The following is a 23,316-nucleotide window of genomic DNA, read 5'->3' on the forward strand; positions in this document are numbered from 1 at the left end:
TGCGCGCCGGGGGGGAAGGGCCGGGGAGCCGGAGACTCAGGCGTTCGTGCGCCGGCGGCCGGCCAGGACGCCGTAGGCGACACCCGCGGCGCCGACGACGATGCCGACGACGCCGAGGACACGGGCAGTGGTGTCGTTCGTGGCGGCGGGCTCGGCGGCGGTCTCCTTGGACGCGGCCTTGGCGTCGTCGGCGTCCTCGGACTCGTCGGAGGCGGTGGAGGCGGACGAGCCGTGGTGGTCTCCGGTGGCGGCCGACAGCGCGAGCACGGGCGCCGGGTTGTCGGGCTCCTCCTCGCCGTCCTTGGGCACCTCGATCCAGCGGACGACCTCCTTGTTGGAGTACGTCTGGATCGCCTTGAAGACCAGTTCGTCGGTGTTCTCGGGGAGCTGGCCGATGGAGACCGGGAACTTCTGGAAGAAGCCGGCCTTGATGCCGGCTCCGTCGGCGGTCCACGTGATCTTGGAGACGGCCTCGTCGATCTGTTCGCCGTGCAGTTCGAGGGGCTTGTCGAGCTTGGCCTTGGTGACCTTGATCTTCCAGCCCGGGATGGCCTCCGGCTGGGCCGAGGCGAGCGGGTGGTCGGTCGGGAAGTTCACCTCGAGCTTGGTGGTCGTGGCGTCGTCGCGCTCGTTGGGGACCTTGAAGTTGACGGTCGCGTATCCGCCCTTGGCCGCGGTGCCTTCCGCCGCGACGCTGACGTGCGCGAACGCGGGGCCGGACAGGAGCAGGACGGCGGAACCGGCGAGGGCGCCGACGGCGGCGACACGAGAAGCCTTCATGACTGGTGACACTCCACAGTGAGTGAGGAAGAGGAGAGGACGAGGGGTGCGCGTGCCGTGGACGGCGGCCGGGACCGAGCCCGGGGCCGTGGCGGATGCGCGCGTGCGTCGACGCCGTACGACGGACTCCCTCTCCGGTGTGGAGTGAGCGGGCGTCGGGTCAGGCGGCGAGGGCGCAGGAGGGTGCAGCGGGCGGGGGGCCGCGCCGGACGAGCGTGTGCTGGAGGGCGGTCGTCCGCAGGGTCGCGGGCGCCACGAACCCGGCGCGCGGGGCGCGGGGAGCGGCCTCGGGGGCACTCGGCAGCCCGGCCCGCAGGACCCGCGCCAGCGCGAGCGCGCCGCGCAGGGACCGTACGAGCGGCTCCTGGGCCGACAGGCGGGCCAGGCGCAGCAGCGCCAGGTCGCCGTGGCGGAGCAGCCAGCCGGCGGCGACCGCCGCGAGCGCGTGGCCGAGCATCATGGGCAGCGACGGCAGCAGGGTGGCGGAGGAGCCGGTCGCGGTCGTCATGGTGTCCGCGGGCATGTGCCCCGCGTGCGCGCCGCCGACTCCGGCGTCGACCAGGATCCGCTGTGCCTGGGCGGGGCTCAGGGCCGCCGCGGTCGTGCCGCACACGAAGCGGGCGGCGCGCTCCACGAGGGCAGCGTCCATGGCCTCCGCGGTGCGTGAGGCGGCGGCCGGGCCGTGCTGGCCCAGTCCGAACAGACTGTGCAGCAGGGTCTGGCCCACCGCCAGCGTCGCCGCGATGCCCGGCAGGGAGCGTTCCCGTCCGGCCAGGGCGGCCGCGACGGAGAAGACGCCGACGAAACCCACGCCCAGGGTCCACAGCGGGATCGCCGCGCACGAGGCGAGCGCGTGGCCGGCCGCGGCCAGCGCGACACAGACCGCGGCGAACACCGCGGCCCGAAGGACCCGGAGGTCACCTCCGGCGCGCGCGGGGCGCGGCGTGGTCGGCCGCTGGGGGCGGGGGGCAGTCATGGCGGGCCCATCATCGCACCGGGGCGCTCCGCTGGGTTCGGCGGGTTCATGGCGGGAGGTACGGGGGTGAGGGGGGCGGTGTTCATGTGGGGGCGTGGTCGGTGGTGGGGCGGGTTGGGTGTGGGGTTGGTCGGCGGTCGGGCGGGCTGGTGTGTGGGGGTTGCTCGGCGGTCGGGCGGGCTCGGTTGGTCGGTGGTCGGGCGCGCTGCGTGAGGGGGGCGGCGGGCGGGTGGTCGGCGGGTGCGGGTCGGGTGGGGCTGGTCGCGCAGTTCCCCGCGCCCCTGGGGGGTTGGGTTGTCCGGTGGCCTTGGAAGGTGCCCGGCGGCCACGGCAGGGCTCGCGTCCCTGGGACAGTGCCGCCTCCGTGCCCCTGACATGCCAAGCCTTCCGGCAGCGGAGAGCCAAGGCCTCCCGGCGCCCGAGCGCCACGGTCCCCGCGCCGGAGAGCCAAGGCCTCCCGGCGCCCGAGCGCCAAGCCTCCGGCGTCCGAGTACCAAGCTCCCGGCATCGGAGTGCCCAGCCTCCCGGCACCAGAGCACTTAGAGGTCCTAACAAAGGCGTTGGACGTGTCGGTGGGTGATGAGACAGGTGGCGAGGCCGAGGAAGGCTTCATGGATGTCGTCGCGTCGTTCCCAGCGGATGCGCAGGCGGCGGAAGCCGTGGAGCCAGGAGAGGGTGCGCTCGACGACCCAGCGGAAGATGCCCAGGCCGGAGCCGTGTGGCTGGCCCCGTTCGGCGATCGCGGGCCGGATGCCGCGTTTCCGCAACAGTCGCCGGTACTTGTCATGGTCGTAGCCGCGGTCCGCGAAGAGCATGTCCGGCCGTCTCCGCGGCCGCCCGACCGTGCCGGCCACGGGTGGAATCTTGTCCAGCAGCGGGATCAGCTGAGTGACGTCATTGCGATTGCCGCCGGTCAGCGACACCGCGAGCGGGATGCCCTGCCCGTCGACAAGGACGTGGTGCTTGCTGCCCGGCCGTGCGCGGTCGACCGGGCTGGGACCGCTTTTGGGCCCCGTCGGGCCGCCCGCACGTGGGAGGAGTCGATCACCGCCCTCGACCAGTCCAGCTGCTTCGCCGACCGCAGCTTCTTCAGCAGCACCACGTGCAGCTTCTCCCACACACCGGCCTCGTTCCAGGCGGCCAGGCGCCGCCAGCAGGTCATGCCCGAGCCGAAGCCCAGCTCCTGGGGCAGGTACTCCCACTGGATGCCCGTGTGCAGCACAAACAGGATCCCGCACAGGGCCTGTCGGTCCGGCACCCGCGGCCGGCCCGCCACCAGCTTCGGCCCCGGCTCGGGCAGTAACGGCTCGATGAGCGACCACAGTTCGTCCGACACGATCCACGGCCGCGACTGACGTTTCCCCACGGCCAGACCAACGACCACCCAAGCCGAAAGTCACTTGATCAACAACTTCTGTTAGGACCTCTTAGCCTCCGGCGTCCGAGGGCCAAGCTCCCCGGCACCAGCACCAAGCCTCCGGCGCTCAACCTTTCGGCACCGGAGTGCCCAGCCTCCCGGCGTCCACGTGCCAAGTCTCCGGCGCCGGAGTACCAAGCTCCCGGCGCCCGAGCGCCAAGCTCCCGGCCCGGCCCCGGAGAACCAAGCCTCCTTGGCGGCCGCAATTCAAGCCTCCCGGCGCCGGAGTACCAAGTCTCCCGGCGCCCGAGCACCAAGCCTTCCCGCGTCGGCGCCAAGTGCCCCGGCCCGGCCCCGGAGAACCGAGCCTCCTTGGCGGCCGCGATCCAAGCCTCCCGGCACCAGAGAGCCGATCTTCCCGGCGCCGGAGATCCAAGGGCTCCCGCCACCAGAGCACCAAGGGCTCCCGCCACCAGAGCACCAAGGGCTCCCGGCACCAGAGATCCAAGGGCTCCCGGCACCAGAGCACCAAGCACTCCGTACACGCCGAGCCATGGCCTGGTGTGTGCGGAGTGGCAGGTGATTCGGAAGGGATTCGTCCGCATACACCGGATGTGCGAGGTGCGCATCCGCCGTATGGGCGGACAGACCGCGTCCGGGCGATTGCGCGGTGCTCTCGGCGGCAATACGTAACGGTATGTCGAGCCGCGGCCGGGAGGCTGGAGCATGAGCATCTGGTGGTCACTCCATCTGCGGCGTGAGGCTGCGAGCGTGCCGCTCGCCCGGCGGCTGCTGATCGGCACGATGGAGACGGCGGGTGTCGACCCGGACGTCTCCTACGACCTCTCCGTCGCCCTCAGCGAGGCCTGCGCCAACGCCGTCGAGCACGGCGGCGGGCTCTCGGCCGGCGCCTCCACCGAGGCGTACCGGGTCACCGCCTACCTCGACGGCGAGAAGTGCCGTATCGAGGTCGCGGACTCCGGCCCCGGCTTCCCGCACCGCCCGCCGGTCCGCCCGGTCCAGGCGCACGCCGACGCCGAGAACGGCCGCGGACTGTGTCTCATCCGCGAACTGGCCGACCACGTCCACATCGGCAACAAACCGGATCACGGCGGCGCGGTCGTCAGCTTCGACAAGATCCTGAAGTGGCGCGAGGACGCCCCGCTGGTGGCGGTGTAGCGCACACGCACTCCCCGCGGCCGTCAGATCTGGTGCGGCTCCAGGTCCCGTCCGACGCGCTGCCAGGACCGGACCAGCGTGGTGACCGGATGGGCTCGGCCCAGCAGATGGGTCAGCCGGGCCACCGCCCTCTCCTGAAGCTGTACGGCCTCCTCGCTGCCGGTCTCCCGGAGGGTGACCGCCAGGTTGCCCATGCCGACCAGCACATCGGGATGGTCCGGGCCGAACCGTCGGCGCAGTCCGTCCACGGCCCGGCGCTCCCAGTGCTCGGCCCGGTCGTGCAGCCCGCGGTCCCCGTAGGTGTTGGCCAGGTTGAGGCCGGCGGACAGGACGGACGGGTGGTCGTCCCCGAGGGTGGCGGCCAGACAGTCGCGGGCGTGGCGGCTCAGCTCCTCGGCCGTCTCCGTGTTGCCGAGGGCCCGGTGGTACATGGCGAGGTTGTTGAAGCAGTACATGGTGAACGGGTGCTCGGCGCCGAACGAGTCCCGGTATCCGCCGAGCACCTCCTCGACCTGCCGGACCGCCCGCGCGGGACCGTCCTCGGCGTCCGTGGCGTAGTAGTCCGCGGCGAGGTTGAGCCCGCAGGCGAGGACCTCGGGGATCGTGCTGCCGTAGCGGTCGTGGTAGCGGGCGTACGTCTTCCAGGTCTCCTCCGTGATCCGCAGCGCCTCGGCGGTGCGGCCCGCCTTGCGCAGGGAGACGGCGAGGCTCTTGTCGGCCTGGAGGACCTCCGGCACCCCCGGATTGAACACTTGTTCGAACCCCTCGCGGACCTCGCGCAGGAACTCGGCTGAGGTCCGGTAGTCGCCGAGGTCGCGCAGATCGCGTGCGTGGAGCCCCTTGGTGGCGAGGGTGTACGGGTGCGTGGGGCCCAGCAGCGCGGTGCGGCGGCGGACCGTGTCCTCGTCGAGCCGGCGGGCGGCCTCGCTGTCGCCGGCCAGCCGGAAGTCGATGGCGAGGTTGTTGGCGGCGGACAGGGTCCGCGGATGGTCCTCGCCGAAGACGGCCGCGAAGCCCTGGTGGATCCGGGTGTCCAGCTCCAGGGCCTCCTTGAAGCGGCCCAGCGCCCGGTAGTCGGCGGCGACGCTGCCGGAGGCGATGAGGACGGTCGGATGGGCCTCGCCGAACAGCCTCCGCCTGCCGTCCCTGGTGCTCTCGTCCATGGCGACGGCGGCCTGGTAGTCGCCCTGGGCCCGCAGCACGTTCGCGAGCTGGAACCGCAGGTTGAGGATCTGCTCGTCGTCCCGGTCCCCGAACGCGTCGGTCCACAGCTCGTGCAGCTGGATGGCCTGGGTCCGCGCGGCCTGCAGTTCTCCCCGCCTGTTCAGGTAGCGGACGCGGTCCACCATCAGCTGGCGGGGTTCGTCCTGGGTGCAGGAACGGATGTTCGACGGGGTCAGGTGGGGCCAGATCACCTCCAGACCGGGCCACTGCGCCGGATCGTCCACGGCGCCCTCGCTGGGCCGCGCGGCGGCGAGGATGCGGTGCACCTGGTGCATGGTCTCCAGGTGCCGCTGCTCGTCCAGGCTGTCGCGCACCGCCGCCTGCACCAGCCGGTGCACCTGGATCGAGTTGTCGGCCGAGTCGACCTTGGCGAGCGCGAGGCGGTTCAGGGCCTGGGTGACCCGGCCGAGCATGTAACGCGCCCGCAGGTCACGGTCGTACGGGAGAAGCGCGTCGATCATCGCGTCGCTGCTGATCAGGGACATCGAGATGGGCTCGGCGGCGAAGAAGGCGCACAGTTCGAGGAGCCGGGCGGCGGCCGGTGACTCCTCGCGCAGCCGGGCGATGGAGATGTTCCAGGTGGCGCCCACGGAGGACGGGTACTCGACCGCGTCCACGGCCTCCTGCACGGACAGCACCCGCGTCGACTGCTCCCTCAGCTGCTCGATGTACTCCTCCACCGGGGTGGCCGTCGTCTCCAGCCAGGCCGCCGCGACCTCCACCGCGAGCGGCAGGTCGCCCAGCGCGTCCGCGACCCGGTCCGCGTCGCCCTCACGCAGTCCCGGCACCCGGCGGCACAGGTGCTCCACGCTCTCCTCGCGGGTGAAGACCTCCATCTCCAGGGACTGGACCGCGGTCGAGGCGGGCCGGGCGCGGGTGGTGACCAGGACGTGGCCGTAGACATGGCCGGGCAGCGGCGCGGAGCGTTCCGGGAAGAGGTGCAGCGCCTTGTCCAGGTCGGGGACGTTGTCGAAGATCAGCAGCCAGCGCTCGCACGGGTCCCCCTGCCGCAGCGCCGCCATGGCCGCCTCGGCCGCCTCGGCGACGTCGTCGCCGACGGGCAGGTCCAGCTCCTGGGCGAGCGCGGCCACCTTCGGCAGGACCAGGTCCGGCTGCTCGGCGTCGATCCACCACACGAGGTCGTAGTCCGCCTTGAACCGGTGCGCGTACTCCCGGGCCAGCTGTGACTTGCCCACCCCGCCCAGGCCGTGCAGCACCTGCGGCAGCCGCTGTCCGGAGCGGCCGCTGACCAGGCGCTCCCGCAGCCGGTCCAGGATCGGCGAGCGGCCGGTGAACCACGGGTAGCGGGGCTGGACGTTGGAGATCCGGGTGCCGGTGCGGGGGAAGCGCGCGGTGCCGCCGGGCGGCGCGGGCCGGATGTCCGGGTGGTCGAGGCCGGCCAGCAGCGTGGTGTACGCCCGCTCCTCGTCCAGCCGGGTCAGGTCGATGGCGCCCCGGCCGGAGTGCGGCAGGCTGAGCCGGACGTCGTCGACGCGCACCGCCACCGGCCGGTTCCGGGGTTTGCGCCCCCCGGCGCGCACGGCGCCGTCCCAGGCCCGGCGGGCCCGCCGGGAGTTGAGGAACGCGGGGGAGACCACGGCGAGCAGCCGTTCGGAGTCGTCGTCGGTGTCCGTCTCCTCGGCGCCGGAGCCGTTGCCGGGGCGGCCGTCGCCGCCGGGCAGCCCGTCGGCGTGCTGCGTCAGCTCCCGGACGTCCGTCGGCACCACCTCGAAGCCCGCGCCGCGCAGCACCGACTCCAGCCAGTCCACCCACATCCGGTCCTCGGAGACGTGGTATAGCACCAGCCGGGAGACGGGCAGCGGCCGCCTGCGGGTGTACGCGGCCTTGTACCGGGCCCGTTTCTCCTCGCCGATCACGGGCAGCCGGGTGACCCTGCCCTCGGAGACGACGGCGGTGACCCGTTCGCAGGCGCTCAGCATGGAGTTGGCCGTCTTCGGCGGGTCGCCGAAGGCCGCGAGGATCTCCTCGTAGGCGTAGTACGGCTGGTAGAGGACCTCCATCGACGACCAGTAGTCGGTGAGCCGCTCGCCGTCCAGGCCGGCCGGCAGTCCGGCGAAGCGCTCCCGGGCCAGGGCGCGTCCCGCGTCGAGCTTGTCCTTCTCGCCGAGGTCGATGCGCATGGCGAGGGGCATGATGCGGATGCCCTTGTGGCCGAACCGCTCCCTGACGCTCTGCGCGACGGCCGCGGCGCCCTCGATGCTCTGGCCGCTGAGGGTGTAGCAGACGACCAGGGTGTTGGGCATCTGCACGGTGCAGACGTCGGCGAGGTCGCTGAGACCGGTACGGCTGTCGATCAGCGTGTAGTCGTAGTGGCGCCGCATGTCCGCGCGCATCGCCTCGAAGAACCGGCCCCCGCCGTAACTGGCGTAGAAGAGGTCCCAGTCCATGTTGCCGATCATCGGGTAGTCGTCGTGGCGGCGGCCGGCGGACAGGAAGTCCAGGCTGCCGCCGTCGGGGAACGACCAGTCGAGGGTCAGGGCGTGCGGGCGGACGCGGGCGTACCGACGGTGCCAGTCCGGGGCGCGGCCGGGCAGGTCGCGCAGCGCCTCGCGGCGGTAGTCGCCGATGAGATTGCTCAGCCCGGGGGTCGCCCGGAGCATCGCGGGGTTCAGGAAGGGGTGGAAGAACTTGTGCAGGCCGGGGGCCTCCAGGTCCCAGTCGACGGCCAGGACGCGGTGTCCGCCGGCGGCCAGGATCCACGCCACGTTCGCGAGCGTCATCGTCCGCCCGGTGCCGCCCTTGTACGAGTAGAACGTGATCACCGTGCCGTTGCGGTTCTCCGTCATGGCCGCCGTCCTCCGCCCTGTCCGACCCGCCCTGTCCGACCCGCCTTTTGCCGTGCTCCCGTGCTCCCGTGCTCCCGTGTTTCCGTGCGTCCCCGTGACACCGGCCGCGCTAGCCGCACAGGTCCCCCGGGCCCCGCAGCCGCGGGGGTGCCATGCGGGGTCCCGCCGGCGGATAGGTCCGCGCGTGCGCCTCGTAGGAGGCGACGGCCTGCTTCACGGCCGTCTGCAGTTCGTTGCCGAAGGCGTCCAGGGTGCGGATGCCGCCGTTGAGGGTGCGGTGCCCGCTGCCCTCCGTCATACGGGCGGCCAGGGCCCGCTCGGTGAGCGCCGTCAGTCTCTTCTCCCGGGCCGGACCGGCGTCGTCCTCGCACCTGGGGATCATCACGCTGATCCACGGCCGCTGTTCCTCGCACAGCCGTTCCAGCAACTCCCGGCCCCTGGCGGAGCCCAGCGCCCACCGGTCGAGCAGCAGCAGTCCGGGGGCCCGGGGCGGGCCGGGTCCGAGCAGCCGGTCGGCGTCCTTCTCGAAGTCCCCGATGTTGACCTTGTAGTCCATGGTGCGCACCAGGTCGGCGGCGTGTTCGCCGAGCGGCCTGGCCGATGCCGGGTGGTACGGGTTCCAGTCGCGCGGCAGCGGGCCGTAGCAGTCGGGTTCACGGCCCGGGGGCAGGTCGGAGCGGGTGCACGCCAGGACCGTGATGTCGAACTCCGGGGGGTGGCCCAAGGCGCCGAAGGCGCTGGGCAGCGACTCGTACTCGTCGTACGTCCGCCCCTCGTCCAGCTCGGTCACCCGGGCCACGTGCACGATCTGCTTGGCCAGCCGGTACAGGGCCCGCTCGTACTCGTCCCGCAGGTACCGGAGTTTGGTCAGCCCGTAGAACCCCTCCTCCGCGTAGTCCTGGCCGAAGGACACGTGGTTGAACTGCAGGTCCCTGGCCGCGTACGGCAGTTGCACGGGTTCCACGGGCACCCATAACGCGGGGATGATCGCGTGCTCCCGGGCGGCCCCGCCGCGTGCCCGGTGACTGATCTGGCGCTGGGAGAAGGCCCACCACTCCCGCCCGCACTGTTCGCTGATGAAGTAGCGCGGCGAGTACAGCGGCACGAACACCTTGCAGCGCGCGAGGTTCTCCGACAGTTCGTCCGTCCAGCGGGTGCCGACCGCCATGCCCTGGTCGAGGAACCCGGCCCGTGCGCCGCGCGGCAGATCGGTCATCTGCATGATGTGCGCGCACAGTCCGTCGTACAGCTTCTTCACCCAGACGTTCGGATCGGTGTCACCGGCGTCGTTGCGCGGGGTGTGCGCGTAACTCAGGAAGAAATACGGGCTTCCCCCGCCGCCTGCCACATCTCCTCGCACCCGTGACCCCCGATGCCCGGTGACTTTCCTCAGTGTAGGAAGCGGGCAGGGGCACGTGGAATATGCCGAACGGGCCCAATGCCCCCACCTTGGACGGGAATTGACGGATGCTCGAACACGCGGTCGGAGCAGGAGACACTCCACCCCCCTACGGCAGAACGGTCCGCCGGTGCTCCTGCGCCACCCGCCGGGCCGCACGCCGCGCGTCCGCGCTCACCTCGTCCTCCGCCAGCGCCCGACCCAGCCCCGCGACGAACCGTTCCCCGGTCCTCGTCAGCGCCCCCGACGCCGCGAGGGTGTCCACCGCCTCCGCCGTCTGGTCCCGCCACCGGGAGAACCGGGTCTCGGCCGGGCGCCCGGCTCCGCTCCGCCACCGGGCCAGCCAGAAGTCGACCACGGCGAGATGGGCGTACGTCCCCTGCAGCAGCCCCTCCAAGGGGCGCGGGTCGGGGCGCCAGGGCGCGTAGAACAACTCCTCGCACGCCGGGTCGTACAGATCCGTCAGGTCCAGGACCGCGCCCAGCTTCACATGCTGGAACTCGTGGACGAGGAGCAGCGCCAGGGTCTCCGGCGCGGCGGGCCGCGCGATGGCCACGGCCCCGAAGGCGTCGCGGGCCGCCGAGCTGAGGTCGGCGCCCCCGGAGGAGGGCATCAGCGGGGTGACCACTCGGAGCCCGGCGGCGATCCCCGGTGCGTAGAGGGGCAGTTCGCGGCGGATCCAGGCCCAGGCCCGGGCCAGGCCGTCCCGCCACGCCTCGGCCTCCCCCTCGCCGAGCCGGGGGTGCGCCGGATGCCCGTGGCAGGCCCGCCAGGGGTCGGTGTCCTCCAGGGCCACCGACCAGCCGTCCAGCTCGAACCGCCGGCTCCCCTGCCAGGCCGGTTCCTCCGGCCCGTTGCCGGCCACGGTGTACGTCCGCCCGGCCGCGTGGACCGTGAAGCCGTCGGCGTCCGTGCGCACCACGGCACTCCCGGCGCCCGGTTCCACCGTCAGCGTCCCGAGCGAGGGCAGCCGCAGCAGCCCGTCGCGGACCGGGACGACGACCGCCGCCGGACGCCCGGCGCGCACCGCCGCGGCGGCGGCGATCTCCGCGATGCCGCGGACGGCCGTCGCGGCCGGCTCCGGACCGGCGCCGAGGGAGCCGAGCGCCCAGGGCCGTACGTAGGGGTGGGCGAGGACCGTGTCCACGGCCTCGGGTGCTTCGCCGTCGAGGGCGGCCAGGGTGTCCCACGCCTCCTCCGCGCCCTCGGTGTCCTCGGCCGCCGGTGCGTGTGCCGACGCGTGCCGTACGCGGCCCAGCAGTTCGCGGCCCAGGGCCAGCTGGTGACGGGCCAGCAGGTCCACGGTCGTGTCCGTGCCGCCGCCCGCGGCCAGCTCGTCCAGGACGGCCTCGCCGAGCACGGGTGGTGCGCACTGGTCGCTCATGTGACGGTCCCGGAGGTCGGTGATGAGGGACAGCAGGTCGGAGCAGTACACGGAGGGGTTGCGGAACCCGCTGCCGTCGGCCCGGTAGCGATGGGCGTAGAGGCCGCCGCCGCACGAGCGCACCACCGGGCAGGAACGGCATTGCTCCGCCAGCCCGTCGAGGCCCTGCTGCCGGGCCACGATCCCGGGATGCGCGGCGACCTCGTCCAGGGTGTGGGAGAACACGTCCAGGCCGGTCGCGGGGGCCCCGTCGTGGGCGGTCTTCAGGGAGTCGGCCTGTTCGAAGGTCCCGTCGGTCTCGATCACGGCGAGGTCGGCCGGGTCCAGGCCCAGCGACTCGGTGAGGCTGCTCCCGCCGCGCAGGGTCCGCAGGACCGAGTCGAAGACCCGGACCTCCATGGTCCGTCCGGTCGCGGTCCAGCGGTCGTGGACGGCCAGCAGCCAGCGCGCGTACGCGGTTCCGTCGACGTCGTCCGCGGGCCGCGGCGGAGGGTCCTCCCAGGTGGCGTGCGGGAGCAGGAAGTCGACGCGGGGCGGGGCGAGTTCGGCGAGCGCGTCGTGGACGGCGACCGGGTCGTTGCGCAGGTCGACGGTGCAGAGGATGCCGGCGAAGAGGTGCCGGTGGCGGGGCCGGCCGAGGAGTTCGACGGCCCGGAGGACCCGGTCGTGGCTGCTGCGGCCGTCGGCGTAGCGCCGGTGCAGGTCGTTCGCGGCCCGGTCGCCGTCCAGCGAGACGCCGACCTTGATGCCGAACTCGTCGAACAGCTCCAGGAACCGCTCGTCGAGCGTGACGGCGTTGGTGTGGATCCGCAGATCCAGTGCGCACACACCGTCGAGCGCGGCGCGCAGTTCCGTGGCGGCCGCGCGCAGCCGGGCGCGCCCCGCGAGGAGGGGTTCGCCGCCGTGCAGTACGACGTGGACGGCGGTGAGCCCATGGGTCTTCGCGTGCTCGGCGACGCGTTCCGCCGTGGCGCGCAGGACGCGGCCCGACGTCACCCGGGGCCGACCGCGCCAGCTCTGGTCCGCGTGCTCGTAGACGTAGCAGTGGTCGCACGCGAGATCGCAGCGACTGTGCATCTTCAGCACGAACTGGCGCAGAGGCAGGGGCGGTCGGTCCATGACGGTCACAGGGGTGCGGCCGGTACGGGCGGTGTCAGACGGAGGACTGGAAGGCCGCCACCGCGACCCGTCCCGGACCTGTCCGTTCGACGCCGTTCGACACGGCACGGGTCAGAGCGGGCGACTGCGCGCCCTTGCTCCGCGCCGCCAACTGCACCAAGGACACCCGCTCCGGACCGACGGCGGCCGTGGATCCCGACTCTTCGGCCGTGGGGTCGAGGGATGCGTTCATGAAGACCTCATCAATCTGTGCGTGGAAACCGACGGGTTGCGGTCTTGCGGCTCGATGAAGCGGTTGCCGACAGGAATTTCTCACTCGAACGTCGGCAGCAGAAGAAGTTGGCGTCCGGTCGGACCGGCGGCGCCGAATATCCGGTCGGCTGCTGGTCGCGACCAGAACATAGCCGACGCCGAGGAGTGCTTCGAACGGCAACACAAGCCTCGTCCGTATGAGGGACGGCAAACGTGAGAACCGTCTCATCCGCCGGATCCGGCGCGGGCGGGGCGGCCGGACGGTCTCGTTCCGGGGCGCGCCACGGGCCTCCGAGCACTCTCAGCCCGCGCACAGCCGGACCTCAGCCCGTTGACGGGGCGCGTCCCTAACGTCACCGCCATGACGGGAAACCACACACGCAGGACGATCACCCGGCGCCGCGCCCTCGCGGTCACCGGAGGCACGGTCGCCGCCGGAGGGCTGGTGGCGACCGGCTACCGCTCGGCGTTCGCGGACGAGAACACGAGCGGCACCGGAGCGACCGCCACGGCGTCCACGACCGCCGCAGACAGTACGTGCATGACGCTGATGTCCAGCGTCACCGAGGGCCCCTACTACCTGGACGGCGCCCTCGTCCGCAAGGACATCACCGAAGGCAAGAGCGGTGTTCCCCTGACGCTGCGCCTCACGGTGGTGGACGCCACCGACGGCTGCACCCCGGTCCCCGGCGCGGCCGTGGAGATCTGGCACTGCGACGCCTGGGGCTACTACTCCGGCTACACCACCGCGAATCCCGGAGGCTCGGCACCGGCCGAGAGCGAGGACGGTTCGACCGCCGACGACGCCACGTATCTGCGCGGCTATCAGATCGCCAACGCGAACGGGGTCGTCAAGTTCGAGACGATCTTCCCCGGTTGGTACACCCCGCGCACCTGCCACATCCATGTGAAGGTGCACACCGGCGGCGAGAAGGAGGACGGCACCTACGAGGGCGGCAAGGTCAACCACACGGGCCAGTTCTTCTTCGACGACGAGATCGCCCGGCAGGTCTTCACCCTGGAGCCGTACTCCCGGCACAGCGGCAGCTACACCACCCTCGACGACGACATGGTCTACGACGGAAGCGGCGCCGCCGGCGGCCTGCTCACCCTCGAAGCGGTGAAGAAGGCGAACCCCGCCCGCGGTTACAAGGGCTTCCTCACCCTCGGCATCGACCCCGACGCCGAGAACACCGGCGCCGGCGGCGGTGCCGGGGGCGGCGAAGGGGGCGCGCCTCCGTCCGGCGAGCCCCCGGCGGACGGGGCCACCGGCTCCGAGCCGGCCTCGTAGGGACGCGCGTGAGCAGCCGCGAGGACGAGACGCTGGCCCGGGCCGCGGTGGCCGCCCTCACCCGGCAGCTGGAACTGACACCCAAGCCCGGTCTGCCCGACGCGCGCGACCTCGGTGTCCGCGTGACCCGCCAGGACCATCGCGCCCTGCGCTGGTCGGCGAAGGCGCTGCTGCCCGGTCTCACCGCAATGGCGGCCTGTGCCCGCCGCAACGGTGCCCCGACCCCGGGGCTCCGGGCCGAACTCGGTGCGATCGGACGCGGTACCGAACACTCGACACGCCTCGCCGGCGGCGGGCACCGCGGCGCCACCTGGGTGCTGGGGCTGCTGGTCGCCGCGGCGGCCATGGAGCCGGGCGCGCGCGGGCGTGAACTCACCGCCGCCGCCCAGCAGATCGCCGCGCACCCCGACCGGCGCGCGCCCCGGCGCCCCTCCCGTGGCTCCTCGGTCTCCGCCCAGTACGGCGCGCCCGGCGCCCGGGGCGAGGCCCGCGCCGGATTCCCCCATGTGCGGCGGGCGTCGGACGTCCTGGCCGCGGCCCGCCGCGCGGGAACGCCGGAGGGGGACGCCCGCCTCGACGCGCTCCTCACGGTGATGTCCACGCTCCAGGACACCGAACTGCTGTACACCGCCGGGCCGCACGGGCTGCGGCGGGTGCAGGCCGGGGCGCGGGCGGTGATCGAGGCGGGGGGTACGGCGACGGCCGCGGGGCGGGATGCGCTCACCACGCTCGACACGGACCTCCGGGAGCAGGGGTGGAGCCCTCGTGGCAGCGCCTCCCTGCTGGCGGGCGCACTGTTCGTGGACGCGCTGCCCGTCGCTGCCGCGAGGGTGACCGCGTAGGGTCCTCGTCCCCGCCTCTGTCCGCGGGTCGGTGGGGGCGGGCCGCGCAGTTCCCCGCGCCCCTGAAAAGCAGGGGCTGCGCCCACTGCTTTTCAGGCCCGACACCGGCCGGCTTTCAGGGCCACGGGGGGCTGGTCTTCCGGGCCCGCGGGGCCTGGGCCTTTCAGGGGCGCGGGGAACTGCGCGAGCAGCCCACACTCACCCGCGGACGAAACGAGACGACCACCCGCCCCCTCAGTTCAGTCCCGCGCACCCCGCAGCGAGGCCATCCACTGTTCGACCTCAGCGGAGCGGCGAGGCAGACCGGCGCTGAGGTTGCGGTTGCCCTCCTCCGTCACCAGGATGTCGTCCTCGATCCGGACGCCGATGCCCCGGTACTCCTCGGGCACGGTGAGGTCGTCCGCCTGGAAGTACAGGCCGGGCTCGACCGTGAGCACCATCCCCGGCTCCAGCGTCCCGTCGACATAGGACTCGACGCGCGCGGCGGCACAGTCGTGGACGTCCATGCCGAGCATGTGACCCGTGCCGTGCAGGGTCCAGCGGCGCTGGAGACCCAGCTCCAGGACCCGCTCCACGGGCCCCTCGACGAGCCCCCACGCGACCAGCCGCTCGGCCAGCACGTGCTGCGCGGCGTCATGGAAGTCGCGGTACTTGCCGCCCGGCCGCACGGCGGCGATACCGGCCTCCTGTGCGTCGTACACGGCGTCGTAGATCTTCTTCTGGATCTCGCTGAACGTGCCGCTGACCGGCAGGGTCCGGGTCACGTCGGCCGTGTAGTACGTGTGCGTCTCGACGCCCGCGTCCAGGAGGAGCAGGTCGCCGGAGCGCACCGGGCCGTCGTTGCGGACCCAGTGCAGCGTCGTGGCGTGCGGCCCGGCGGCGCAGATGGAGCCGTAGCCGACATCGTTGCCCTCGACGCGGGCGCGCAGGAAGAAGGTGCCCTCGATGTACCGCTCCGAGGTGGCCTCGGCCTTGTCCAGCACCCGGACGACGTCCTCGAAGCCGCGCACGGTCGAGTCGACCGCCTTCTGCAGCTCGCCGATCTCGAACGCGTCCTTGACCAGCCGGGCCTCGGAGAGGAAGACCCGCAGCTCGTCGTCGCGCTCGGCGGTGACCTTGTCGTGGAGCGCCGCCTCGATGCCGGCGTCGTACCCGCGGACGACCCGCACCGGGCCGGTGGCCTCGCGCAGCGTGCCGGCGAGTTCACGCACGTCGCCCGCGGGGATGCCGTACAGCTCGGCCGACTCGGTCAGCGAGTGCCGCCGCCCGACCCACAGCTCGCCCTGGCCGGAGAGCCAGAACTCGCCGTTCTCCCGGTCGGAGCGGGGCAGGAGGTAGATCGTCGCCTCATGGCCCTCGGCGCCCGTGGGCTCCAGCACGAGGACGCCGTCCTCCGTCTGGTTGCCGGTGAGGTAGGCGTACTCGACCGATGCCCGGAAGGGGTACTCGGTGTCGTTCGAGCGGGTCTTGAGGTTGCCCGACGGGATCACCAGACGGTCGCCGGGGAAGCGCGCGGAGAGCGCGGCGCGGCGGGCGGCAGTCTCCGCGGCCTGGGCGATCGGCTCCAGGCCGTGCAGCTCGGTGTCGGCCCAGCCCGACTTCATGTTCTCGGCCAGCTCGTCGGACACGCCCGGGTACAGGCCGTTCTTGCGCTGCTTGATGGGCTCCTCGGCTTCGGTCGCCTCGGTCTCCGGGGTCGCCGGCTCGAGCTCGTCCGCCACGGTCATCCTCCTAGGTACGGCACTGGACCGCGTCCATCGTACGGTCGCACCGCCGGGGACCCGGGGCGGTCGGGACACCTCTCACCAGGGGTCACCGGCCCCTCACGGCAAGCAGCCGGGAGGGGCCGGTGAGCCGCACCGAAAGGGGGCCGCCGGGTCTACTCGAACCGTGCCGCCAGCAGCACCACGTCCTCGGTGCCGTCGGCCGCGTCGAGCCGCTCCGGCAGCACGGTGCGCAGGACGTGGTCGGCGATGGCGCCCGGGTCGGTGCGCAGGGCCCGGGGGACGCCGGCCGCAGCCGCGTGCAGCCGGGCGAAGGCGCGGTCGACGGGTTCGCCGGTCCGCTGGAGCAGTCCGTCGGTGTACAGCAGGACGGTTTCTCCTGAATGAGCGGTCAGCTCCACGCTCGGCGCCTCCCAGCAGGCGAGCATGCCGAGCGGTGCCGACAGGGAGGTCTCCACGAACTCGGTGCGCCGTTCGCCGATCACCAGCGGCGGGCTGTGCCCCGCCCCGGCGAGCGTGATCTTGCGCAGCGCGGGCTCCACGTAGGCGAAGAGCGCGGTGGCGGAGCGGGCGGGCTCCGTCAGACGCAGCAGCAGCTCCAGGTCGGACAGGACGGCGACGGGATCCTCGCCCTCCATCACGGCGTACGCCCGCAACGAGGCCCGCAGCCGCCCCATCGCGGCGATCGCGCTGGGCCCCGACCCCGTGACCGAGCCGACCGCGAGGCCGAGCGCGGCGTCGGGCAGCGGCAGCGCGTCGTACCAGTCGCCGCCGCCGCGCGGTCCGGTGCGGTGCCGGGCGGCGAGCTGGACGCCGGCGACCCGGGGCAGCCGGGAGGGCAGCAGTTCCTCGGCGATGGTCGCCATGGTTGCGCGGGTGCGTTCGACCTCGGCGAGCCGGGCCAGGTGCTCGGCGGCGTAGCGCGTGTAGAGCCCGACGAGGTGCCGCTGCCGCTCGACCGGCTCCGCGGGCTCGTCGTACAGCCAGACGGCGGCGCCGAGCCGGCCGGCGCGTTCGGCGGACAGGGGGAGCGCGTAGCTCGCCGCGTAGCCGAGCCGGGCGGCGACCTCGCGGTGGCGGGGGTCGAGTCCGTCCTCGGCGAACAGGTCGGGCTGGGCGATCTCGCCGTCACCGCCCGGCAGTCCGTCGAGGATGCGGCCGTACGCCAGGGAACTGCGCGGCACGGTCTCGATGTGCCCGAGGTCGGCGCGGCCGAGACCGAGCCCGACGGTGGTGTCCGGACCGAGTCCGCCGGCCGGTTCCAGGACGAGGAGGCCGCGCCGGGCGCCGACCAGGGCGGCTCCGGCGCGCAGGGTCTCCTCCAGCGCGCTGTCGAGTGAGTCCGTGCGGGTCAGGCGTTCGGTGAGTTCGTGCAGCGTCGTGAGATCCGAGACCCAGCCCGCGAGTCTGTCCTGCAGAACGGCCCCGGGAGCGGTGGCCGGTCCTGTGGCGGAAGGGGCCGGTGGGGAATCAGGGGCGGCGGGCGCGGGCGCGACAGTGTGTGCGGGGGAGGGAACCGTTGAATCGATTCCAGCCACTTTCGGAGGGTGAGGGGCGTTCATGGTGTCCGGCTTTCCGACCGGTGCGTATTGCTCAAAAGCATCGCAAACCCCCATGTCATTCTGCGCCGCTAGCAGTCTCTCCACATGTACACGCACTCGTGAGGGGATGTCCAGCATTGTCCTGCTGGGACATCTGGTGTCCGTGAGGCGCTGTTGGACACCTGTCAACCCCTTGTCCATTCCTACGGGTAAAGGAAAGTTGGCCGAAAAGTGTTGTGGTGAACGGTGTATTGAGGTCGACTGGCCTTGTTCAACAGAGCGTCACAGCGGTCGTGATGGGTACGTACTCGGTGAAGGCCAGGGGTGGCGGAGGTCGCCCGGAACCTGGCGGCGGACCCGGGCGTCCTATCCACCGACGACCGAGCCCCATCCTCCCGTGGCGGAGGCGGCGAGCACATGCGAGACGGCAAAACGCCAGGCGCCGCCACCCCTACGCCATGCCCATGCTTTTGACAGACGCACGTCGACGCAAGCGATGGACGCGGACGTAACCGAGCCCGGCCCGCAGGGGTTCCCCTTGTCCGCGACAGGGGTGTGATGCGCCAGCAGGTACGCACAGTGCAGTGAACGACACATGTTGTGATGTGACCCACGGTGTTGCCATGCGTGCAACGGAAAGGACGAGCGCTCATGCGCGAGATCCCCGGAAAGCGACGCAGGCTCCTGTCCAGGCGCAGCGGCGGGAGGCCCGAGCTTCTTGAGCAGGCCCTGACGTTCGCGACGGAATGGCAGTGGCCCGTACTCCCGGGTGTGGCGCCGGACCCGCAGGGGCGTGCCCGCTGCGGCTGCCCGGACCCGGAGTGCGTGGTGCCCGGCGCTCACCCCTTCGATCCCGGCCTGCTGGCCGCCACCACCGACGAGCGCATGGTCCGCTGGTGGTGGGGCAACCGCCCGACCGCGCCGATCGTGCTGGCCACCGGTGGCACCGCCCCCTGCGCGGTGAGCCTGCCCGCCCTGGCCGCCTCCCGCGCCCTGGCGGCGCTGGACCGCACCGGCATGCGCCTCGGCCCCGTGGTCGCGGCCCCGCACCGCTGGGCGATCCTCGTCGCGCCGTACTCCATGGAGCAGTTGGGCGAACTGCTCTACGCCAAGGACTTCGTGCCCGGCTCGCTCCGCTTCCACAGCGAGGGCGGCTATCTGGCCCTTCCTCCCTCCGAGACCGGCCACGGACTGATCCGCTGGGAGCGGGCCCCGCTGCCCGGTTCGGCCGCGCCCTGGGTGCCCGATGTGGAGGCGGTCGTGGACGCGGTGGTCGACGCCCTCACTCGTACGGGTGTGAGCGCGCCCGAGTTCTGAGCGCGCCCGGCGCGCACGGGGCCGGGCGCCCCCGGTCGGTCGTTATCTTCCGCACATGCAGCGTCTTCCCGGGGGCCGCGGGGCCCCTCCGCGCGGTCGCCACAGCGCTCCCCCGCCCTGGAGCCGTAGAGCCCCCGAGCCGGCGCGCGGCGGGCCCGATCCACGCCGGCTCCGCCTGGCGGGCCTGACCGCCGCCGTGGCGGTCGCGCTCGGTCTGCCCCTCGCCGCCTCCGCGGGCCCCCTCGACGAGGTGCCCGTGTCCGAGCCCGCCCGCACCTCCGACCGTGCCCTCGCTCCCGAGCGGGCCCCGGCCGCCGGCCCGGCCCGGGCCGGCGACGCGCTGCCACGGTCCGCCGAGAAGTCCTCCGGGCACGTCGATCCGAAGGCGGGCGGACCGGACGGGCCGGCGACAGGCGGCGGCGACGAGGCCGCGGACGACGCCGCGGGGTCCTCGCGGCGCCTGCTGGGCATCGGCATCGCCACGGCCACCCGCTGCGGTCCCGAACTCACCTCCCCCGACGGCATCGAGGCGCAGACCTGTGTCCTCACACAGGGCGAGCAGACCTGGGCCCGCACGTACTACCGCAACGCCACCGGGCGTGAGCTGAGTTCGGTCCTCAGCATGATGGCGCCCGGCGGTCACACCGTACGGATGCACTGCGCCGTGGGCGCGCACGACGAGCCGGGGGCGTGCGAGACGCCCAGGGAGCGCACGCGGGGCGTGTTGGGGGCGTACACGGCCGTGGCGGAGTTCGCGGCCCCGGACGGCGAGGGACCGCTGTTGCTGCGCTCAGGGAGCAACTCAGGGCGTTCGTAAGGGCGTTGAGGCCGAGCGGGGCCGACGCGGCGGAAGCGTCCAGGACCCCGGGCATGAGAAGACCCGGTTGCTGGCGACGGGGGATGCACCAGCAACCGGGCTAATGAAACCGTAACAAGAGATCGGCGCTTCGCAAATTCGGTCTTGGCTATTCGGACACGAATGCGCTTGTCACGTAGGGGAGTTGTGACAGGAGTCACCACATCCCGAACGCACGTGGCCGGCCGCCCGTACGGTCGGTACCGGCGCGCACCGTCAACTCAGCGTCACCTGGCGGTTGGTGAGCCCGCCGCGCGCACGGCGCTCGTCCGGGGTGAGCGGGGACTCGTCGGCCAGGGCCGCGGCGAGCCGCTCGGCGAACTCGGCCGCCGGCTTCTCGACGTCGTCCGCGCCGACCCCGCTGGGGAGGTCCCAGACCGGCACGGTGAGGCCGTGAGCACGGAAGGAACCGACCAGACGGGTGCCCTCGCCGAGGCTGGAGCGCCCCGCCGCGTGCAGCCGGGCGAGGGCGTCCAGAAGCCGCTCCTCGGCGTGCGGCATGACCCATCGCAAATGGTTCTTCTCGGGGGTCTCGCACCAGTACGCCGCGTCCACGCCCGCGAGCTTCACAGTCGGGATCGCCGCGGAGTTGGCGCGCTCCAGGGAGGCGGTCACCTCCGGGGTCGTGTTCTCCGTGTCCGGGACCCAGAACTCGAAGCCGGTGTGCACAACTGGCTCGAACTTTCCTTCGGGGTCCAGCAGATCCTGCAGACGTGGTCCGTCGGCGGGGGCCCGCCGGCCCTGGACCGGGGTGCCCGGGGCGGCCTCGAGGGCGCGCCGGAGGGTGTCGGCGAGGTCGCGGCTGATGTCGCCGGACGACGTGTCGTTCTGCAGACCGAGCAGCACCGAGCCGTCGTCGCGGCGCAGCGCGGGCCACGCCATGGGCAGGACGGTGGCGAGCGTCACCGACGGGACGCCCTCCGGGAGCGCGTCCTTCAGCTTCAGCTCGACGGTGGCTGCGGGCACCAGCTCGCGCAGCGCGATCCAGTCGCACTCACCCGGCAGGCCCTCGAAGGGGCGCTGCACCAGCTCGGTCACCGCCTGGGCGGCGGCCCGGCCGTGGCAGGCCTTGTAGCGGCGGCCGCTGCCGCAGGGGCATTGCTCGCGCGCGCCGACCACCGGGACCTGCCCATCGGCGGCTCCGGCGCCGACTCCGCCGGTGTCCTGCGGGCGCTTGGCCTTCGTGTGGGGTCGCTTCTTGGCCATCGTGGGTGTCTCCCGATCACGGCTCGTCTCGTACTGGCGCGAGCCTAGCCGTTCGTCCGACGACCGACGGGACCCTGTGGACAACGCACCGAGTCGTCCCGGAAGCGGTGGTTCGGGCCGGGTTGCGTACGCCCGGCCGCAGGTCGCCCGGTCAGTCCAGGTCGTCGAACGCGTCCGCGAAGTCCAGGTCGGGGACGGTCGAGACCGACGGGGCGACGACGCGGCTCGCGAAGTCCTCCCTGCGGTGGGCACGGTAGATGTCGTCCTGGACGACGACCCACACGGTGACCTCGCCGCGGTCGTCGTCGCGCACGCCCCAGTCGTCCGCCAGTGCCGTGACGATGTTCAGCCCGCGGCCGCCGTGCGCGGTGACCGAGGGCGTGGACGGAACCGGACGGGTCGGACCACCGCCGTCCGTCACCTCGACCGTGAGGCGTCCGGTGGGATCCATGCGCCAGGCGCAGCGCACGTCACCGTCCCCGGCCAGGGCGTCGCCCAGCGGCCTGCCGTGTTTGCACGCATTGCTGAGCAGTTCGGAAAGGATCAGCAGGGCATCGTCGATGACCGTGTCCGCCACACCGCCGTCGCGCAACTGATCGCGCATGCGGTGCCTCGCCTGCCCCACGCCCGCAGGGCCATGGGGTACGGCCATGCTCGACGACGTGGGCACCTCCTGTGCCACCACCAACGCCACCCCCGAGACCTCCTTCGCCCCACGCCACGGTGTGAATGCCCCATGGGGCTGGACCGGAAACCGGCCGGAAGACGTGCTCTGGCGCACTCGCGACGGTCGAACACGCACCGAACGCGCCGGAGCACTCCTGGTAGCCGACTGGCTGAATTTCGTCCCCGATATGCCGACTTGTCCCCGGTCGTCGACCGGACGCCTTGGCGGAATTCTTACCTCCGTCAAGTGCCGCGCAGGGGGTGGTGAAGGGGTCGGGGCGGTGGTCGCGGCTGTGAACAGCGGCGTGTTCGGAACGGTTCCCCGCCGTGGTGTCGGAAGCTGTCGGAATCGTGTGTTCGAGGTTGTGGGAGGCCGTGCGGTCGGCGGATCCGGACGCGTCCCGGTGGAGGCGAGGGGCCCGGCGTCCGGGAGGGCGGCCGACGGGCTCGGGCGGGCGACGCGCGGTCAGCGGCTGAGCTGGTGGAGCACCGCGCGGGGGCGGTTGGTGATGATGGCGTCGACACCCAGTCCGACGCAGAGGTCGACGTCCTCGGGCTCGTTCACGGTCCACACGTGCACCTGGTGGCCGGCGCTCTTCAGGCGCTCGATGTAGGCGGGGTGGTTGCGCACGATCCGGATGGAGGGGCCCGCGATCCGGACACCGTGCGGCAGCCGTCCGTCGCGCAGCCGGGGGGAGACGAACTGCATCAGGTAGACCGTCGGCAGGGTCGGGGACGCGACGCGGACGCGCTGCAGCGAGCGCGCCGAGAAGCTCATGATCCGTACCGGCGACTCGGCGGCCGCCTCCGGTGCGTCCAGCCCGAACCGCTTCAGCAGGACCAGTAGCCGTTCCTCGACCTGGCCCGCCCAGCGGGTGGGGTGCTTGGTCTCGATGGCCAGTTCCACCCGGCGTCCCGCGTCGGCCACGAGTTCGAGCAGGCGTTCGAGAGTGAGGACGGAGGTGTCGGCCCGGTCCTCGGGGGTGACCTCCCAGTCGGGGGCCTCGTCCCCGTTCTTCCAGGAGCCGAAGTCCAGGGCCGCCAGATCGGCCAGCTCCAGTGCGGAGACCGCGCCCCGGCCGTTCGACGTACGGTTGACGCGCCGGTCGTGGACGCAGACGAGGTGGCCGTCCGCCGTCAGCCGCACATCGCATTCGAGGGCGTCGGCACCGTCCTCGATCGCTTTCTTGTACGCGGCCAGGGTGTGCTCGGGGGCCGCCTCGGACGCCCCCCGGTGGGCGACGACCTGAATCGGGAGCTGTCGTACGTGGGTCACCGCGTCATGGTGCCACCGGGACGGGGTACGCGTGGGGGCGGTGACGGTGGACGACCGGGTTCGTACGCACAGTACACGTCAATAGTCCGATAGATCCTATATAAAGGATGGTCCCGGACC

16 protein-coding genes and 1 pseudogene are annotated in these 23,316 nt (G+C 72.6%); 5 read left to right on the forward strand and 12 right to left on the reverse strand.

Annotated features, from left to right (window positions below):
* Positions 1-36: 36 nt before the first annotated feature.
* The 3 genes and pseudogenes from SCAB_RS22155 to SCAB_RS45155 all read right to left on the reverse strand — a co-directional run bounded on the left by SCAB_RS22155 (position 37) and on the right by SCAB_RS45155 (position 3,140).
* Positions 37-780 (reverse strand): YcnI family copper-binding membrane protein, encoded by a 744-nt coding sequence (locus SCAB_RS22155; RefSeq protein WP_013002312.1) that lies wholly within the window; start codon positions 778-780, stop codon positions 37-39.
* Between the two features lie 160 nt (positions 781-940).
* Positions 941-1,756 carry a hypothetical protein gene (locus SCAB_RS22160; RefSeq protein WP_231885108.1) on the reverse strand — a complete coding sequence of 272 codons (816 nt, stop codon included), beginning with the start codon at positions 1,754-1,756 and terminating at the stop codon, positions 941-943.
* 548 nt (positions 1,757-2,304) lie between these two features.
* Positions 2,305-3,140: pseudogene (locus tag SCAB_RS45155) on the reverse strand (IS5 family transposase).
* Positions 3,141-3,839: 699 nt separating this feature from the next.
* Here SCAB_RS45155 and SCAB_RS22175 point away from each other — a divergent pair.
* Complete coding sequence (locus SCAB_RS22175; protein WP_013002314.1) at positions 3,840-4,292, forward strand: ATP-binding protein; 453 nt, start codon at positions 3,840-3,842, stop codon at positions 4,290-4,292.
* 23 nt (positions 4,293-4,315) lie between these two features.
* On the opposite strand, the gene fxsT is transcribed toward SCAB_RS22175, so the two are convergent.
* From fxsT to fxsA, 4 genes are all read right to left on the reverse strand, one after another.
* Positions 4,316-8,323 (reverse strand): FxSxx-COOH system tetratricopeptide repeat protein, encoded by a 4,008-nt coding sequence (fxsT, locus tag SCAB_RS22180; RefSeq protein ID WP_013002315.1) that lies wholly within the window; start codon positions 8,321-8,323, stop codon positions 4,316-4,318.
* Between the two features lie 109 nt (positions 8,324-8,432).
* Positions 8,433-9,671, reverse strand: coding sequence for an FxsC protein (gene fsxC, locus SCAB_RS22185; protein WP_013002316.1), 1,239 nt, complete (start codon positions 9,669-9,671; stop codon positions 8,433-8,435).
* A 160-nt stretch (positions 9,672-9,831) separates the two neighbouring features.
* Positions 9,832-12,225, reverse strand: a complete 2,394-nt coding sequence (locus SCAB_RS22190) for an FxsB family cyclophane-forming radical SAM/SPASM peptide maturase (protein ID WP_173402896.1) — start codon at positions 12,223-12,225, stop codon at positions 9,832-9,834.
* Positions 12,226-12,259: 34 nt separating this feature from the next.
* Positions 12,260-12,457 carry an FxSxx-COOH cyclophane-containing RiPP peptide gene (gene fxsA, locus SCAB_RS22195; protein WP_013002318.1) on the reverse strand — a complete coding sequence of 66 codons (198 nt, stop codon included), beginning with the start codon at positions 12,455-12,457 and terminating at the stop codon, positions 12,260-12,262.
* Positions 12,458-12,838: 381 nt separating this feature from the next.
* Here fxsA and SCAB_RS22200 point away from each other — a divergent pair, with 381 nt between their 5' ends.
* Positions 12,839-13,768, forward strand: a complete 930-nt coding sequence (locus tag SCAB_RS22200; RefSeq protein ID WP_046773580.1) for an intradiol ring-cleavage dioxygenase — start codon at positions 12,839-12,841, stop codon at positions 13,766-13,768.
* 8 nt (positions 13,769-13,776) lie between these two features.
* Positions 13,777-14,610, forward strand: coding sequence for a triphosphoribosyl-dephospho-CoA synthase (locus SCAB_RS22205; protein WP_013002320.1), 834 nt, complete (start codon positions 13,777-13,779; stop codon positions 14,608-14,610).
* Positions 14,611-14,849: 239 nt separating this feature from the next.
* Here the strand turns inward: SCAB_RS22205 and SCAB_RS22210 are convergent, their stop codons facing one another.
* Positions 14,850-16,331 carry an aminopeptidase P family protein gene (locus SCAB_RS22210; protein WP_086022960.1) on the reverse strand — a complete coding sequence of 494 codons (1,482 nt, stop codon included), beginning with the start codon at positions 16,329-16,331 and terminating at the stop codon, positions 14,850-14,852.
* 158 nt (positions 16,332-16,489) lie between these two features.
* The gene (locus SCAB_RS22215) at positions 16,490-18,013 is read right to left on the reverse strand and encodes a PP2C family protein-serine/threonine phosphatase (RefSeq protein ID WP_078580167.1); all 1,524 of its coding nucleotides are present in this window, start codon (positions 18,011-18,013) and stop codon (positions 16,490-16,492) included.
* A gap of 513 nt (positions 18,014-18,526) precedes the next feature.
* On the opposite strand from SCAB_RS22215, the gene SCAB_RS22220 reads away from it, so the two are divergent.
* Positions 18,527-19,192 carry a bifunctional DNA primase/polymerase gene (locus SCAB_RS22220; RefSeq protein ID WP_013002323.1) on the forward strand — a complete coding sequence of 222 codons (666 nt, stop codon included), beginning with the start codon at positions 18,527-18,529 and terminating at the stop codon, positions 19,190-19,192.
* A 55-nt stretch (positions 19,193-19,247) separates the two neighbouring features.
* Positions 19,248-20,009 carry a hypothetical protein gene (locus tag SCAB_RS22225; protein ID WP_231885109.1) on the forward strand — a complete coding sequence of 254 codons (762 nt, stop codon included), beginning with the start codon at positions 19,248-19,250 and terminating at the stop codon, positions 20,007-20,009.
* 255 nt (positions 20,010-20,264) lie between these two features.
* On the opposite strand, the gene SCAB_RS22230 is transcribed toward SCAB_RS22225, so the two are convergent.
* The 3 genes from SCAB_RS22230 to SCAB_RS22240 all read right to left on the reverse strand — a co-directional run bounded on the left by SCAB_RS22230 (position 20,265) and on the right by SCAB_RS22240 (position 23,196).
* Positions 20,265-21,254, reverse strand: coding sequence for a DUF5926 family protein (locus tag SCAB_RS22230; protein WP_013002325.1), 990 nt, complete (start codon positions 21,252-21,254; stop codon positions 20,265-20,267).
* A gap of 151 nt (positions 21,255-21,405) precedes the next feature.
* The gene (locus SCAB_RS22235) at positions 21,406-22,035 is read right to left on the reverse strand and encodes an ATP-binding protein (protein ID WP_078580168.1); all 630 of its coding nucleotides are present in this window, start codon (positions 22,033-22,035) and stop codon (positions 21,406-21,408) included.
* 351 nt (positions 22,036-22,386) lie between these two features.
* On the reverse strand, positions 22,387-23,196 hold the full coding sequence (locus SCAB_RS22240; protein WP_013002327.1) for a glycerophosphodiester phosphodiesterase: 810 nt from the start codon (positions 23,194-23,196) through the stop codon (positions 22,387-22,389).
* Positions 23,197-23,316 lie beyond the last annotated feature (120 nt).

It is taken from the genome of Streptomyces scabiei 87.22 (genome assembly GCF_000091305.1).
GTDB classification, from domain to species: Bacteria; Actinomycetota; Actinomycetes; order Streptomycetales; family Streptomycetaceae; genus Streptomyces; species Streptomyces scabiei.

What these genes read in the sequence shown, in the direction of transcription:
- SCAB_RS22220 (WP_013002323.1), top strand. Translation starts at nt 18,527, where the DNA reads ATGCGCGAGATCCCCGGAAAGCGACGCAGGCTCCTGTCCAGGCGCAGC.
- SCAB_RS22175 (WP_013002314.1), top strand. Translation starts at nt 3,840, where the DNA reads ATGAGCATCTGGTGGTCACTCCATCTGCGGCGTGAGGCTGCGAGCGTG.
- SCAB_RS22200 (WP_046773580.1), top strand. Translation starts at nt 12,839, where the DNA reads ATGACGGGAAACCACACACGCAGGACGATCACCCGGCGCCGCGCCCTC.
- fxsT (WP_013002315.1), bottom strand. Translation starts at nt 8,323, where the DNA reads ATGACGGAGAACCGCAACGGCACGGTGATCACGTTCTACTCGTACAAG.
- SCAB_RS22155 (WP_013002312.1), bottom strand. Translation starts at nt 780, where the DNA reads ATGAAGGCTTCTCGTGTCGCCGCCGTCGGCGCCCTCGCCGGTTCCGCC.
- SCAB_RS22225 (WP_231885109.1), top strand. Translation starts at nt 19,248, where the DNA reads ATGCAGCGTCTTCCCGGGGGCCGCGGGGCCCCTCCGCGCGGTCGCCAC.
- SCAB_RS22190 (WP_173402896.1), bottom strand. Translation starts at nt 12,225, where the DNA reads ATGGACCGACCGCCCCTGCCTCTGCGCCAGTTCGTGCTGAAGATGCAC.
- SCAB_RS22215 (WP_078580167.1), bottom strand. Translation starts at nt 18,013, where the DNA reads ATGCTGGACATCCCCTCACGAGTGCGTGTACATGTGGAGAGACTGCTA.
- SCAB_RS22230 (WP_013002325.1), bottom strand. Translation starts at nt 21,254, where the DNA reads ATGGCCAAGAAGCGACCCCACACGAAGGCCAAGCGCCCGCAGGACACC.
- fxsA (WP_013002318.1), bottom strand. Translation starts at nt 12,457, where the DNA reads ATGAACGCATCCCTCGACCCCACGGCCGAAGAGTCGGGATCCACGGCC.
- SCAB_RS22160 (WP_231885108.1), bottom strand. Translation starts at nt 1,756, where the DNA reads ATGACTGCCCCCCGCCCCCAGCGGCCGACCACGCCGCGCCCCGCGCGC.